This is a genomic window from Rhizobium sp. AAP116 (assembly GCF_001295785.1).
GTDB lineage: Bacteria > Pseudomonadota > Alphaproteobacteria > Rhizobiales > Rhizobiaceae > Allorhizobium.
This window is the reverse complement of sequence record NZ_LJIB01000036.1, coordinates 17,676-31,455: the sequence shown is the minus strand read 5'-3', so window position 1 is coordinate 31,455 and position 13,780 is coordinate 17,676. Positions and strand designations below refer to the sequence as shown.

At 61.9% G+C, this 13,780-nt stretch carries 12 protein-coding genes; 2 read left to right on the top strand and 10 right to left on the bottom strand.

The features are described 5' to 3' along the window. A partial coding sequence (locus IP85_RS19510; RefSeq protein ID WP_280949609.1) for a helicase-related protein occupies window positions 1-739 on the top strand: 739 nt, incomplete at its 5' end. Between the two features lie 12 nt (window positions 740-751). Here IP85_RS19510 and IP85_RS19505 read toward each other — a convergent pair. The 9 genes from IP85_RS19505 to pcsA form a co-directional block, all read right to left on the bottom strand. Further along, the gene (locus IP85_RS19505; protein ID WP_245280913.1) at window positions 752-1,480 is read right to left on the bottom strand and encodes a DUF502 domain-containing protein; all 729 of its coding nucleotides are present in this window, start codon (window positions 1,478-1,480) and stop codon (window positions 752-754) included. 102 nt (window positions 1,481-1,582) lie between these two features. Then, window positions 1,583-3,409, bottom strand: a complete 1,827-nt coding sequence (gene glmS, locus IP85_RS19500; protein WP_054151332.1) for a glutamine--fructose-6-phosphate transaminase (isomerizing) — start codon at window positions 3,407-3,409, stop codon at window positions 1,583-1,585. A 138-nt stretch (window positions 3,410-3,547) separates the two neighbouring features. Further along, entirely contained in the window at window positions 3,548-4,909 is a 1,362-nt protein-coding gene (gene glmU / locus IP85_RS19495) for a bifunctional UDP-N-acetylglucosamine diphosphorylase/glucosamine-1-phosphate N-acetyltransferase GlmU (RefSeq protein WP_054151331.1), read from the bottom strand. A 70-nt stretch (window positions 4,910-4,979) separates the two neighbouring features. Continuing rightward, complete coding sequence (locus tag IP85_RS19490; protein ID WP_054151330.1) at window positions 4,980-5,732, bottom strand: FadR/GntR family transcriptional regulator; 753 nt, start codon at window positions 5,730-5,732, stop codon at window positions 4,980-4,982. 148 nt (window positions 5,733-5,880) lie between these two features. Beyond that, window positions 5,881-6,954 carry a BMP family ABC transporter substrate-binding protein gene (locus tag IP85_RS19485; RefSeq protein ID WP_054151329.1) on the bottom strand — a complete coding sequence of 358 codons (1,074 nt, stop codon included), beginning with the start codon at window positions 6,952-6,954 and terminating at the stop codon, window positions 5,881-5,883. 40 nt (window positions 6,955-6,994) lie between these two features. After that, on the bottom strand, window positions 6,995-7,915 hold the full coding sequence (locus tag IP85_RS19480) for an ABC transporter permease (protein ID WP_054151328.1): 921 nt from the start codon (window positions 7,913-7,915) through the stop codon (window positions 6,995-6,997). After that, a complete protein-coding gene (locus IP85_RS19475) occupies window positions 7,912-9,003 on the bottom strand; it encodes an ABC transporter permease (RefSeq protein WP_054151327.1) in 1,092 nt (363 codons plus the stop codon). The genes IP85_RS19480 and IP85_RS19475 overlap by 4 nt, the downstream gene beginning before the upstream one ends. After that, a complete protein-coding gene (locus IP85_RS19470; protein ID WP_054151326.1) occupies window positions 8,993-10,588 on the bottom strand; it encodes an ABC transporter ATP-binding protein in 1,596 nt (531 codons plus the stop codon). The genes IP85_RS19475 and IP85_RS19470 overlap by 11 nt, the downstream gene beginning before the upstream one ends. 115 nt (window positions 10,589-10,703) lie before the next feature. Then, window positions 10,704-11,432, bottom strand: coding sequence for a phosphatidylcholine synthase (gene pcsA / locus IP85_RS19465; protein WP_054151325.1), 729 nt, complete (start codon window positions 11,430-11,432; stop codon window positions 10,704-10,706). A 188-nt stretch (window positions 11,433-11,620) separates the two neighbouring features. Between pcsA and IP85_RS19460 the strand changes: the two genes are divergently transcribed. Further along, window positions 11,621-12,826 carry a UbiH/UbiF family hydroxylase gene (locus IP85_RS19460; protein ID WP_054151338.1) on the top strand — a complete coding sequence of 402 codons (1,206 nt, stop codon included), beginning with the start codon at window positions 11,621-11,623 and terminating at the stop codon, window positions 12,824-12,826. Here the strand turns inward: IP85_RS19460 and IP85_RS19455 are convergent. Further along, entirely contained in the window at window positions 12,803-13,765 is a 963-nt protein-coding gene (locus IP85_RS19455) for an AEC family transporter (RefSeq protein ID WP_054151324.1), read from the bottom strand. The two genes, IP85_RS19460 and IP85_RS19455, sit on opposite strands and share 24 nt — an antisense overlap. Window positions 13,766-13,780 lie beyond the last annotated feature (15 nt).

The window sequence follows — 13,780 nt, the reverse complement described above, 5'->3', positions numbered from 1 at the left end:
AAAGCCGATCCAGACAGTGACCGTGCCGACAGAACGGGTGCCTGACGTCATCGAACGGCTGCGGTCTGCGATATCAGAGGGCAAGAAGGCATACTGGATCTGCCCGCTGGTCGAGGAAACCGAAGAAAGCGAGCTGATGTCGGCCGAGGAGCGGCAGTCGGTGCTGGCGCAGTTCATCAAGGCGCCGATCGGTCTGGTGCATGGGCGGATGAGCGGGGCTGAAAAGGACGCCGCGATGCTCGCATTCAAATCGGGCGAAACGCGGCTGCTTGTGGCAACTACGGTGGTTGAGGTCGGCGTCGATGTGCCCGATGCGACGATCATGGTCATCGAACATGCCGAACGCTTCGGTCTTGCCCAGTTGCACCAGCTGCGCGGCCGCGTCGGGCGTGGCGATGAGGCCTCGAGCTGCATCCTGCTCTACAAGGGCCCGCTCGGCGAAACCGGCAAGGCGCGGCTGTCCATCCTGCGAGATTCGGAAGACGGCTTCCTGATTGCCGAGGAGGATCTGAAGCTGCGCGGTGAAGGCGAACTTTTGGGGACGCGGCAGTCGGGCACGCCAGGCTTCAAGATAGCCAGCCTGGAGCATCATGGCGATCTGCTGGAGATCGCCCGCAAGGACGCAGCCTATCTGCTGGAGCGTGATCCGGAACTAACCAGCGAGCGGGGAGAAGCTGTCAGAACACTGCTGTATCTCCACCGCCGAGACGAGGCGATCCGCTTCCTGCATGCTGGGTGAGGAAAGACGTGTTCAGGAACGGCCGGCACGCTTGGGTGGCTCGACCGGGTCGTCCGCCGCAAGGTCCTGAAACGCCGCCATGGCGTCCGCGACGGTCGGCTTATAGTCCGGCGTGACCAGACCAGCCGAGATCAAGAGTTTAACCCCCTCTTCCGGGCTCATATCGAGCAGCATCAGTTTGCTGCGCGGCACGAACATCAGGAAGCCGGCTGTGGGAACAGGGGTCGGCGCGAGGAAGACCGCCACCATTTCCTCGCCGTCCTGGTTGAGCTTCGCGGCAATCTCTCCCTTGGCATCCGTCGAAACGAAGACCAGCGCCCAGGTCCCGGCGCGCGGAAACTCGATCAGGCCGACCTTCTTGAAGGAATTGCCCTGCTCCTTCAGCACGGTCTCAAAGATCTGCTTGGTGCTCTTGTAGACGGTACGCACCAGCGGCATCCGGTTGAGGATATTCTCGCTGTAGGAAACGATCGAGCGACCGATCAGGTTGCGGCCGAGAAAGCCGACAAGAGTGATGAACAGGATGGCAATGAGAAGCCCGGTCCCCGGTATCGCAAATGTGAGATAGGCTTCCGGGTTGTATCGATCCGGCAGATAGGGCTTCACCCAGCTGTCTGCCCAGCGGATGAAGGTCCAGGTCAGATAGATGGTGATCGTCATCGGCGCACAGATGATCAGACCAGTCAGGAAGTTGTTCCTGAGCCGGGTCGCCATCGAAATCCTGTCAGAACCTTCGGTCATGCCCACCGTCATTGTGCAGTGCCGTAACGCTGCGGACAATGCCGGAGTGACACCTATGGCGCAAGAGCAAGAATTGGGGCAGCGGACTGCCCCGATCGGGGATCACTCGACCGTGACGGACTTGGCGAGGTTGCGCGGCTGGTCGACGTCGGTGCCCATGAAGACAGCTGTGTGATAGGCGAGAAGCTGGATCGGGATGGAATAGACCATCGGGGAGATGATCTCGGCGACGACGGGCAGCACGATGGTTGCCATGGTCTCAAGCTTCGAGGCGGCAGCGCCCTTCTCGTCGGTGATGAAGATGATCTTGCCGCCCCGGGCGGCCACCTCCTGCATGTTCGACACGGTCTTCTCGAAGAAGCGGTCGAAAGGTGCAATGACGATCACAGGCATGTTCTCGTCGATCAGGGCGATCGGGCCATGCTTCAACTCGCCGGCGGCATAACCTTCGGCGTGGATATAGGAGATTTCCTTGAGCTTCAGCGCGCCTTCGAGCGCCAGCGGATAGCTGGTGCCACGGCCGAGATAGAGCACGTCCTTGAACTTGGAGAGATCGCGCGAGAGAGCCTCGATCTGCGGCTGAACCGCGTTCAGCACCTGGCTCATGATGCGCGGCATTTCGGCCAGGCTCTTCACGAGCTGCTTTTCTTCCGTCTCATCAAGCGTGCCACGGGCGCGGCCGGCGGCGAGCGCCAGCGAGGCAAGCACGGCGAGCTGGCAGGTGAAGGCTTTGGTGGAAGCGACGCCGATTTCCGGACCAGCGAGGATCGGGAAGACAGCATCCGATTCGCGGGCGATCGTCGATTCCTTGACGTTGACGACCGCACCGATCTTCAGGCCGTTGTCGCGGCAGTAGCGCAGCGAGGCGAGCGTGTCGGCAGTTTCACCGGACTGTGAGATGAAAAGGGCGGCCTGATCCTTCGACAGCGGCATTTCACGGTAGCGGAATTCCGAGGCGACATCGATTTCGACCGGCAGGCGGGCATAACGCTCGAACCAGTATTTGCCGACGAGGCCAGCCAGATAGGCTGTGCCGCAGGCGGAAATGGCGAGGCCGCGCAAACCGGCGAAATCGATCTCATTCGCGGCGTCGCGGACGGTGTGGTTGCCGAAGTCGACATAATGCGACAGGGCGTGGGAGATCACCTCCGGCTGCTCGTAGATCTCCTTCTCCATGAAGTGGCGATGATTGCCCTTGTCGATCATGTAGGCCGACGCCGAGGAGACCTGCACCGGGCGTTCGACCGGATTGCCGTCCACGTCGAAGATGTGGGCGCCCTGCTTGCCGATGACAGCCCAGTCGCCGTCGTGGAGATAGGCGATGCGGTTCGTGAAGGGCGAGAGCGCAATGGCATCCGAGCCGAGGAACATCTCGCCATCGCCAAAGCCGATCGCCAGTGGCGGGCCGGAACGGGCCGCCATGATGGTCGAGGGATCGTCTTGGAAGATGACGGCAAGCGCATAGGCGCCGGTCACATGGCGCAGCATCTCGTGCATGGCTTCGCGGCGGCCAAGACCCTGGCGGCGATACTTGGCGAGCAACTGGGCGACGACTTCGGTGTCGGTCTGGGTGGCAAAGACGGCACCTTCGGCAGCGAGTTCTTCCTTGATCTCGGAGAAATTCTCGATGATGCCGTTGTGAACGACCGCCACGCCCTCCACGAAATGCGGATGCGCGTTCGTTTCGTTCGGCACGCCATGGGTTGCCCAGCGGGTGTGGGCAATGCCGATATTGCCGGGCAGCGGATCGCCTGCGAGCTTCGTCTCAAGATTGAAGAGCTTGCCTTCAGCGCGGCGGCGGTCGAGCTTGCCGTCGTTGATGGTGGCCACACCGGCGGAATCATAGCCGCGATATTCGAGCCGCTTCAAGGCGTCGACCAGACGCTCCGCTACGGGCTTGTTACCGACAATGCCAACGATGCCGCACATGAAATTCTCCGTTTCGTATCAACCACGCGGCTTTTCCTAGCGGTTCCACCGCAATAGGCAATCACGCGTCAGGTCAAATTGCATTTCGTCTCGTAATGCAACGCAGCATAACAAGCGGTGAAGTTTGTTTTAGCGCTCTTACTTGCCGGACTTCTTGGCGGCCTTGATTGCCAGATTGCGCTCGCGGATCACAGCGGCCCGGCCCGGCTTCATCTCCTGGCGAGCACGGCCGAAGGCGAGTGCATCGGCGGGCACGTCCTCGGTGATGACGCTGCCGGACGCGATGAGCGCGCCATCGCCGATCTTGACCGGCGCCACCAGCGACGAATTGGAGCCGATGAAGGCCCCGGCCCCGATATGCGTCTCAAACTTGTTCACGCCATCATAGTTGCAGGTAATGGTGCCAGCACCGATATTGGTCTCGGCGCCAACGACGGCGTCGCCGATATAGGTCAGGTGGTTGACCTTGGCGCCGCGGCCGATCTCGGCCTTCTTCACCTCGCAGAAATTGCCAACCTTCGAGCCTTCGGCGAGGCTGGCGCCGGGACGCAGGCGGGCAAAGGGGCCCACGGTCGCGCCAGCAGCCACATGGGCGCCTTCGAGATGCGAGAAGGCATGGATGATGGCACCACCCTCGACGGTGACCCCGGGACCGAAGACGACGTTCGGCTCGATCAGCGCATCTTGTCCGATGACCGTGTCGTGGCTCAGGAAGACCGTCTCAGGTGCGATCATCGTCACGCCCGAAACCATCAGCTCGTGGCGACGGCGCTCCTGCCAGAGGCGCTCGATGACGGCGAGCTCGGCGCGATTGTTGCAGCCGGTCAGTTCACTCTCCGGCGCGTCCACGGCGACAGCCTTGCCACCCAAGGACCGGGCAATCTCGACGAGGTCTGTCAGATAATACTCACCCTTGGCGTTCTGGTTGCCGATCCGGGAGAGGAGATCGAGAGCCTTCTTGCCGTCGATCGCCATCAATCCACTGTTGCACCAGGTCACGGCGCGCTCGGCCTCGGTCGCATCCTTTTCCTCGCGGATGGCGACCAGCTCGCCATTTTCGACAAGCAAACGGCCATAACCTGTCGGATTGGCCGTATGAAAACCGATGACGGCGACATCGGCACCGCCGGCAAGCGCTTCGCGGGCAGCTTTCAGCGGTGCAGCAGTGATCAGCGGCACATCGCCATAGGCAACGAGGATCTCGTCATAACCGCGGGCGATCGCCTCCTTGGCCATCAGAACGGCGTGACCGGTGCCGAGGCGCTCGGTCTGCAACACGCCTGCGACCGCAAGCCCTTCGATCGAGGCTGCCTTTTCAACCTTGTCGGCATCGCGACCGAGAACCAGCGCGACATCAGACACACCAGACGCGGCGATCGATGCCATGACATGCGCGATCATCGGCCGCCCACCCACCGGATGCAGCACCTTCGACATCGACGACTTCATGCGGGTGCTGTCACCAGCAGCGAGAACGACGGCGAGACAGGTACGGTTCATGGATGGCTCCAAGCTGAGAATGGCGCTCCTCACTAATACCAGCAGGTGCCGCCCGCAAGTGTTCGGAGAACTAGCCGCGCTTCTGGGAGTTCTCGACCGCCTTCAGCGCTGCCGCACGCCCCTGCTCGATCGCCCGTTCGGTGGCGGCCCGCGCAGTCTCGGCATCGCCTTGCTCGATCGCATCGACGATGGCCAGATGAAGCTCGCTGATCGCCTCCCCGCGGCCGGCAAGTTCAGGATCGAAGGCCATGGTGAAGGCGCCGTCGAGCGAGGCCTTTATGAAGCCAACCATGCTTTCGAGAAACGGGTTTGCCCCGACGAGGGTCAAAAGAACGTGGAAGCGTAAGTCTGCCTCCACCTGGCCCTGCCAGTCGAGTTCGTTGGAACCCAGGAGCATGGCGTAATGACGCAGTTCCGCACAGTCCTCCGCTGAAGCGCGCAGCGCCGCGAACGCAGCCGATGCCGGCTCCAAGACCATGCGGACGTCATAGAGATGATCGATGAACTCGTGTGTGACGCCCGTCCGGAAATGCCAGCGCAGCACGTCTTCATCGACAAGGTTCCAGTGACAGCGGTCAGTCACCCGTGTCCCGACACGCGATTTGGCAACCACCAGACCTTTGGCGGTCAGCGTCTTCATCGCCTCGCGCAGCACGGACCGCGACACATCGAACTGAGCCTCCAGTTCAGCATCCCCAGGCAAGGGTTCGCCGATGCCAAATCGACCCCCGACGATCGCAAGGCCGAGTTGCTCGACCACCTTCGCATGGCTCGTCCGAAGATTGGAAACGACCTTCAGTTCCCGAACCTCTTCCTTCCGCATCCTGACTCACACCCCGACTTATTTGCTGGGGTAGTTATACGAAAGGCCAATGCGGGTGAAGGCGCTATCTGAGTATTCCTGCAATTTTAGGAATTCTAAACAAGAAAGAGCGCCCAAAGGCGCTCTTTCCATTTCCGCAAGTCGCAGATTACTGCGGCAGCTTGTCGTCTACACCTTCGATGTAGAAGTTCATGCCGAGGATGGTGCCGTAGTCAGCCGACTCACCTTCCGCCAACCAGACGGAGCCGTCCTGCTTGTTGAGCGGACCGGTGAAGGGCTTCAGTTCGCCGGACTTGATCTTGGCTTCAGTGTCCATGGCCATGGCCTTCACGTCGTCGGGCATGTTGGTATAGGGCGCCATCGACAGAATGCCGTCGACGAGACCGTCGAAAGTCTGCGCCGAGCTCCATGTGCCGTCGAGAACAGCCTGGGTGCGCTTGATGTAGTAGGGCGCCCAGGTGTCGACGATGGCGCTGAGCTGCGCAGTCGGGCCGGCGGCGATCATGTCGGAGGCCTGACCGAAGGCCTTCATCCCACGTTCTTCGGCAACCTGCATCGGAGCCGTCGTGTCGGTGTGCTGGGTCAGAATGTCCACGCCCTGGTCAAACAGCGCCTTTGCGGCATCGGCTTCCTTGCCGGGGTCGAACCAGGTGTTGACCCAGATGACCTTCAGCTTGAATTCCGGGTTGACGGTGCGCGCGCCGTGCAGGAAGGCGTTGATGCCGGCGACGACTTCCGGGATCGGGAAGGAAGCGATGTAACCGGCGACACCGGTCTTCGACATCTTGCCGGCGATCTGACCGTTGATGAAGCGGCCTTCATAGAAGCGCGAATTGTAGGTCGCGACATTCGCCGCAGTCTTGTAGCCGGTGGCGTGTTCGAACTTCACGTCCGGAAACTTCTCGGCGACCTTCAGGGTTGCATCCATGAAGCCGAAGGAGGTCGTGTAGACCAGGGCGCAGCCGGAACGGGCCATGCGCTCGATGGCGCGTTCGGCATCCGGACCTTCCGGCACGTTTTCGAGGTAAGGCGTTTCGATCTTGTCGCCGAAATGAGCCTGAAGCTCCTGGCGGCCGATATCGTGCGCCTGGGTCCAGCCACCGTCGGTCTTCGAGCCGACGTGGACGAAGCAGATCTTCGTCTTGTCCTGAGCGGCGGCAGGTGCCGCGACGCCGACGATTGCGGCTGCCGATGCGGCAAGCGCGAGGAGGATGTTTTTCATGATGTACCCCTGTCTGGTTAGGTTGAAGCTTTTGTTTTGATTATCTATCCGGCACGAACGGCTTGCCGAGGCAAGCCGGCGTGTTGATCAGCGTCGTGCGGCGATTATGGGAGATTATGATCAGCACGACAATGGTCGCCGCATAGGGCAGCGCGGACAGAAATTGCGAGGGCAGACCGATGCCGAGCGCTTGCGCATGCAGCTGCCCGATGGTCACGGCACCGAAGAGGTAGCCGCCGGCAAGAACCCGCCAGGGCCGCCATGCGGCGAAGACGACGAGCGCGAGCGCGATCCAGCCGCGGCCGGCGGACATGTTCTCCACCCATTGCGGCGTATAGACCAGCGACAGCTGCGCACCGGCAAGACCGGCACAAGCGCCGCCGAACATCACCGCCAGATAGCGCGTCCGGATGACGGGTAGCCCGAGCGTATGCGCCGAGCCGTGGCTGTCGCCGATCGCGCGCAGCTTGAGGCCCGAGCGGCTCTTGAACAGATACCAGTTCACGCCGGCAACCAGCAGAATGGAAAGGTAGAAAAACAGGTCCTGGGCGAAGATGATGGGGCCGATTACAGGAATGTCCGACAGAAGCGGAATGACGATCGGCTGCATCTTCACACCGGGCACACCGACCACGCTTTCGCCGATCATGCCGGAGACGCCAAGGCCGAGGATGGTGAGTGCCAGGCCTGTCGCCACCTGGTTGGCGACGAGGGTGAGCGTCAGGAAACCAAAGAGCAGCGAGAAGGCCGCGCCGGTCGCGATCCCTGAGAGAACGCCGACATAGGGTGAGCCGGTCAGATTGGTCGCGATGAAGGCGCAGACAGCGCCGATGATCATCATGCCTTCGACGCCGAGGTTCAACACGCCTGAACGCTCGGCCACGAGTTCGCCCATGGCGGCGATCACCAGCGGCGTCGAGGCGGTGATGACAGTGAGAAGGATGGCCTCGAACATGATCAAGCCCCCTTCGTCGCGGCATTGCGGGCACGATCAAAGACGATCCGCACCTTGTAGAGAATGAGTGTGTCACAGGAGAGCACAAAGAAAAGAAGCAGCCCCTGAAAGACGCGTGTCACCTTGTCGGAGACGCCGATCGACAACTGTGCGCCCTCGCCGCCCAGATAGGTCAGCGCCAGCACGAAGCCGGAGGCGATGATGCCGAGCGGATTAAGACGCCCGAGGAAGGCAACGATGATGGCCGTGAAGCCGTAGCCCGGCGAAATGGTCGGCTGCAGGTGACCGATCGAGCCCGACACTTCCGAAATACCGGCCAGCCCCGCCAGCGCACCCGAGAACATCATCGAGAACCAGACCATCTTGCGCGAGGAGAAGCCGGCAAAGCGCCCTGCCCGTTCCGACTGCCCGAGAACCACGACCTGAAAGCCCTTCAGCGTGTAGCGCATCATGAACCAGACGGCGACGGCGGCAATCAGCGCAAAGATGATGCCGAGATGCGCGCGGCCGGAGGACAGGATTTCCGGCAGCACGGCTTCCGAGACAAAAGAGCGCGACTGCGGGAAATTGTAGCCGGCCGGGTCCTTCCAGACCCCGCGCGTCAGCCAGTCGAGGAAAAGCTGGGCGATGTAGACCAGCATCAGGCTGGTCAGGATTTCATTCGTGTTGAAGCGGGTCTTCAAGAGCGCCGGAATGGCGCCATAGGCGGCACCGCCGATGGCACCCATGACGATCATCATCGGCAAGAGCAGCGGCGAGTTCCATTCATAGAAGGTGATCGGCAGGATCGAGCCGACGATGGCCCCGACGATGAACTGCCCCTCCGCACCGATATTCCAGTTGTTCGAGCGATAACAGACCGACAGACCGACACCGATCAGGATCAACGGTGCGGCCTTCACCGCAAGCTCGTGCAGCGACCACACCTCGAGCAGCGGCTCGATGAAGAAGCTGAAGAGTGCCGAGACCGGGTCCTTGCCAAGCATCGCAAACATGATGCCGCCGAAGAAGACGGTGAGCGCCAGCGCCAGCAAAGGCGAGACGATGGCAAACAGGCTGGACTGCCGGGGACGACGTTCGAGTTCAATGCGCATGGGCCGCCTCCGGGGCAGTGGTCAGGCCATGCACGCCGCCCATCAGAATACCGATGCGTTCGCGGGTCATGGTCGAGGCGGGATAGGCGTCGGAAAGCGTGCCTTCGGAGATGGCCGCAATCGAAGTTGCGACCTCGAAGATCTCGTCGAGGTCCTGGCTGATGACGACCACAGCGGATCCCGCCTTGGCAAGATCGACCAGCGCCTGGCGGATACGGCTTGCAGCGCCGGCATCGACGCCCCAGGTCGGCTGGTTGACGACCAGCACAGAAGGCTGGCGGTCGAGTTCGCGGCCGACGATGAATTTCTGCAGATTGCCACCCGAGAGTGAACCGGCGGAGGGATCATCACCACTCTTGCGCACATCCATCATCTCGGAGATGCGGCGCGCTGCCTGCTGCACCAGCCCATGGCGTATGAGACCAATTTTCCCGCCTGCGAGGTAGGCTGAACGGTCGGACGCATTGCGCGAGAGAAACAGGTTTTCCGACAGGCTCATGGCCGGGATTGCCGCATGGCCGTGGCGCTCTTCAGGCACGAAGCCGGCGCCGAGCAGCCGGCGTTCGTTGATCCCCAGGCGACCGACGGACTTGCCGCGCAGGCGGATTGAATCGGGATTGGGCACGACATACTCGCCGGAAAGCGCATCGAAGAGCTCGCTCTGGCCGTTGCCGGCGACCCCGGCAATGGCGAGGATCTCGCCCGCCTTCACGGTCATCGAAACACTCTTCAGCGGCATGGCAAAAGGTGTCCGCGGGCTGACCGAGAGCTCTGTGACCTGCAGCTGGACGACGCCATCCGTGGGCGGCTCGACCTTCTCGACACCGGCAACATCGGCGCCCACCATCATCCGGGCAAGCGAAGCCGGCGTTTCCTGCCGCGGGTCGCAGGCGCCCGTGACCTTGCCGTGACGGAGCACGGTTGCGCGATCGCAGATGCGCTGCACTTCCTCAAGCCGGTGGCTGATATAGAGAACGGAGCGACCTTCCGCCTTCAGCTTGAACAGGGTCTCGAACAGCTTGTCGGCTTCCTGGGGCGTCAGCACCGAGGTCGGCTCGTCAAGGATGATGAGTTTGGGGTTCTGCAAGAGCGCGCGGACGATCTCGATGCGCTGGCGCTCACCGACCGAGAGATCGGCGACATGGGCATTGGGATCGAGCGGCAGTCCATAGGCGACCGAAAGCTCTGCCGCCTTCTTGGAAAGCTCGGAGATCGAGATCTTCTCGTCGAGCGACAGCGCGATGTTCTCGGCGACCGTCAGCGCTTCGAAAAGCGAAAAATGCTGGAAGACCATACCGATGCCGAGACGCCGGGCCGCGGCTGGATTGGGGATGACCTGGTCTTGCCCCTGCCAGCCGATCGAGCCCGCCGAGGGCGCGAGAATACCGAACAGCATCTTCACAAGGGTGGATTTGCCGGCACCGTTCTCGCCGAGAAGAGCGTGGATCTCGCCATGGCCGATGTCGAGGTCAATGTCGTCGCAGGCCTTGAAGCTGCCGAACAGCTTCGTCAGCCCCCGCACGGTCAAAAGCGGCTTTTCGCCCTCGGGCGGTTGATGCGGCACAGGTCCCCCTTGCACTCTCATGCGCGTCGGCCGGGTCTTGCGCCCGGTCCACCGCTCAATTCATAACCTGTTTGCGGCAGCGCACAATATATAGGCAAAAGTTTTTTTTGGTTTTGCCCAGGCATCACCTGTCGGATCAGCCCCGACGTCCGAGGGCCGGGAAAAACTGCAACACGCCGCCGATGACATACAGGTAGATCCCGGTCAGGATCATGCCCCAGACGACCCAGGGAGGCGACTGGAAATGCAGGAGGAGTGCATAACCGCCGAAAGCGCACCACAGCAGGAAAACCGCCATGTTGAGATTGCGTAGCCGTTTCACACGCACGGGGTGCAGGAAGAAGATCGGAAGGAAGGTCAGGACAACAGAAACGAGCACCGCGATCAGGGCCGTGGTGGCGCTCGCATCGATCACGAAGAGCGTGAAGATCAGCATATTCCAGACGACCGGGAAGCCGGAAAAGAAATATTCATCCGTCTTCATGCCCATGTCTGCGTAATAGATGGCGCTCGACACCACGATCAGTCCGGCGGCAACGAAGGACCAGGGCTCGCCGATCATGCCGCTCTGATAGAGCGCAAAGGCTGGCAGAAGGACATAGGTGACATAGTCGATGATGTTGTCGAGCGTATCGCCGGACCAGTTCGGCAGGACTTCCTTGACGCGCACCTTGCGGGCGATCGGTCCGTCGATGCCGTCGACGACAAGTGCAAGCCCCAGCCACCAGAACATGTCGACGAAGCGGTTCTCCGCTGCAGCAACGACACCCAGAAAGGCCAGGAAGGATCCGGAAGCAGTGAGCATATGAACCGAAAAGGCACGGATTTCGGCATAGGGCACACGCTTGTAATTAAAGATCTTCATCCCTGCTCCAGTCGGCGGCACTTCGGAGGAAACGGTATCGGACGAAATGGCGCGCATTGCAACACAAGTGGCGGTCTATGCCCGGATTTCGCCCGTGACCCGCCAGGAGCATGCGCCATTTCGGCCCATGGATTTTACCGTGCTGCGGCTCTAGATAACGTTACAAGATGCCAATCGGGACCTTCACCATGAGCTACGAATTCGACATTGCCGTGATCGGCGCCGGTCCCGCCGGACAGATTGCCGCCCTTGCTATGGCACGCGGCGGTCGCCGCGTCGTGCTCGTCGGACCGGAACCCAACAGCTCGGACCGGCGCACTACGGCCCTCATGGACCAGTCGCTGGCGATGATCGAACGCCTTGGTCTCTGGCAGGAGTTGAAAGAGACCGCCGCCGCCCTCACCGTCATGCAGATCGTCGATGGCACAAGGCGCCTCTTGCGCGCACCGACAGTGGCATTCCGGAGCGCGGAAATCGGGCTCGACGCCTTCGGCTACAACGTTCCGAATTCCGCACTGCTCCAGACCCTGGCAAAGGCCGTCGCGACCGAACCGCTGATTACCCGCCGCGCCTTGGCGGCCGAGACCATCCATATCGGCGCAGAAGCGGTCACCATCGGCATTCAGGGTGAAGACGCAATCACCGCCGGCTTTGCGATCGGAGCGGACGGCCGCCGCTCCAAGACCCGCGAAAGTGCAGGCGTCGGCGTGAAAACCTGGTCCTACCCGCAAACGGCCGTGGTGATGAACTTCATCCACAGCCTGCCGCACCAGAACGTCTCGACGGAGTTCCACACCGAATCGGGTCCGTTCACCCAGGTCCCACTGCCCGGCCTGCGCTCGAGCCTCGTCTGGGTCCTGCCGCCGCAGGAAGCCGACAGGATGATCTCGCAGTCACCGGATCAACTCTCGGCCGAAGTCGAGGCGCGCATGCAGTCCATGTTGGGCAAGGTTCAGGTGGAGGACGGCGTCCAGGCCTGGCCCCTCTCGGGCATGACGGCCCGTCAGTATGGCAAGGGCCGCTCCGCCTTCATCGGCGAAGCCGGTCACGCTTTCCCGCCGATCGGTGCCCAGGGCTTGAACCTCAGCCTGCGCGACATCGCAGCCCTGGAAGACATTCTGCTCGACCCGAGTTCTTCACCGATTGCGGCGGACGCGGGCGACCGCTTCGACCGCAAGCGCCGGCTTGACATCGCAAGCCGAACGGCAAGCGTCGATCTTCTCAACCGATCGCTGCTGTCGGGCCTGCTGCCCGTTCAGATGCTGCGGGCGGCCGGCCTCCAGGTGCTGGCGAGCGTCGGCCCACTGCGCAATCTCGTCATGCAGGAAGGCGTGGCGCCCGGGCGTGGACTGAAGAACCTGCCGTCACTGCTACGGGAAAAGGTCCGCCGGTAGGTAACCCTGGGTGATGGCGAATAGCAGCGCCGACACCGAGAATACCGAAATGACCGTGGTGATCAGGATCGTCGCAGACGCCCTCTCCTGCCACACGCCATATTGCTGGCCGATGACGAAGACATTTGTGGCCGTCGGCAGCGAGGCGAGCAGCACTGCAGTATAGACCCAGAGCGGGTCGAAGTTTCCGACAAAACTCAGGACGACATAGACCAGGATCGGATGCAGCACGAGCTTGATCGGCACGATGTAGCCGATCTCGGCGGGAATGCGCTTGAGCGGCCGCAGCGCAAGCGTCACGCCCATGGCAAACAGAGCGCAAGGGGCCGCCGCCTGAGCGAGGTAGTCGATCAGGCGTTGCAGCGCGAGCGGTGGCTCGAAGGCAAAGGCGGCGGCCACGAAACCCACCAAGGTCGCGATGATGAAGGGATGGGTCAGGATCTTTCTCGCCACATCGAGCGCCAGTTGCAACGGCGGACGCTTGTCGCCAACGGCAAAGGCCATCAAGGCGGGGGCGGCAATGAAATGCGCCGCGTTCTCGAAGCAGAAGACGAGTGCGACCGGGACGGCAGCCTTTTCGCCGAAGGCGAGCAGCGCCAGGCCCGGCCCCATGTAACCGATATTGCCATAGGCGCCCGCCAGCGCCTGGACGGTCGATTCGGCGATGTTGTTACCGCGAACATAGCGGCCGATCACAAAGACGAGGACAAAGATCGAATAGGTGGCCGCAAGGCAGGCTGCGATGAAGTCGATCCGCGTCAGCTGTTCGATCGGCGTGCGCGAAACGAGCTTGAAGAACAGCGCCGGCAGCGTGACGTAGATGACGAAGAAGTTCAGCCAGCCGAGCGCCTGGGCGGAATGATCGCCGAGCTTCCCCGACACGTAGCCGATCAGGATCAGGCCGAAAAACGGCAAGACCAGCGCGATGATATCCGCCATGGCTCACTCCCCCCG

What these genes read in the sequence shown, in the direction of transcription:
- IP85_RS19505 (WP_245280913.1), bottom strand. Translation starts at nt 1,480, where the DNA reads ATGACCGAAGGTTCTGACAGGATTTCGATGGCGACCCGGCTCAGGAAC.
- glmS (WP_054151332.1), bottom strand. Translation starts at nt 3,409, where the DNA reads ATGTGCGGCATCGTTGGCATTGTCGGTAACAAGCCCGTAGCGGAGCGT.
- glmU (WP_054151331.1), bottom strand. Translation starts at nt 4,909, where the DNA reads ATGAACCGTACCTGTCTCGCCGTCGTTCTCGCTGCTGGTGACAGCACC.
- IP85_RS19490 (WP_054151330.1), bottom strand. Translation starts at nt 5,732, where the DNA reads ATGCGGAAGGAAGAGGTTCGGGAACTGAAGGTCGTTTCCAATCTTCGG.
- IP85_RS19485 (WP_054151329.1), bottom strand. Translation starts at nt 6,954, where the DNA reads ATGAAAAACATCCTCCTCGCGCTTGCCGCATCGGCAGCCGCAATCGTC.
- IP85_RS19475 (WP_054151327.1), bottom strand. Translation starts at nt 9,003, where the DNA reads ATGCGCATTGAACTCGAACGTCGTCCCCGGCAGTCCAGCCTGTTTGCC.
- IP85_RS19470 (WP_054151326.1), bottom strand. Translation starts at nt 10,588, where the DNA reads ATGAGAGTGCAAGGGGGACCTGTGCCGCATCAACCGCCCGAGGGCGAA.
- pcsA (WP_054151325.1), bottom strand. Translation starts at nt 11,432, where the DNA reads ATGAAGATCTTTAATTACAAGCGTGTGCCCTATGCCGAAATCCGTGCC.
- IP85_RS19460 (WP_054151338.1), top strand. Translation starts at nt 11,621, where the DNA reads ATGAGCTACGAATTCGACATTGCCGTGATCGGCGCCGGTCCCGCCGGA.
- IP85_RS19455 (WP_054151324.1), bottom strand. Translation starts at nt 13,765, where the DNA reads ATGGCGGATATCATCGCGCTGGTCTTGCCGTTTTTCGGCCTGATCCTG.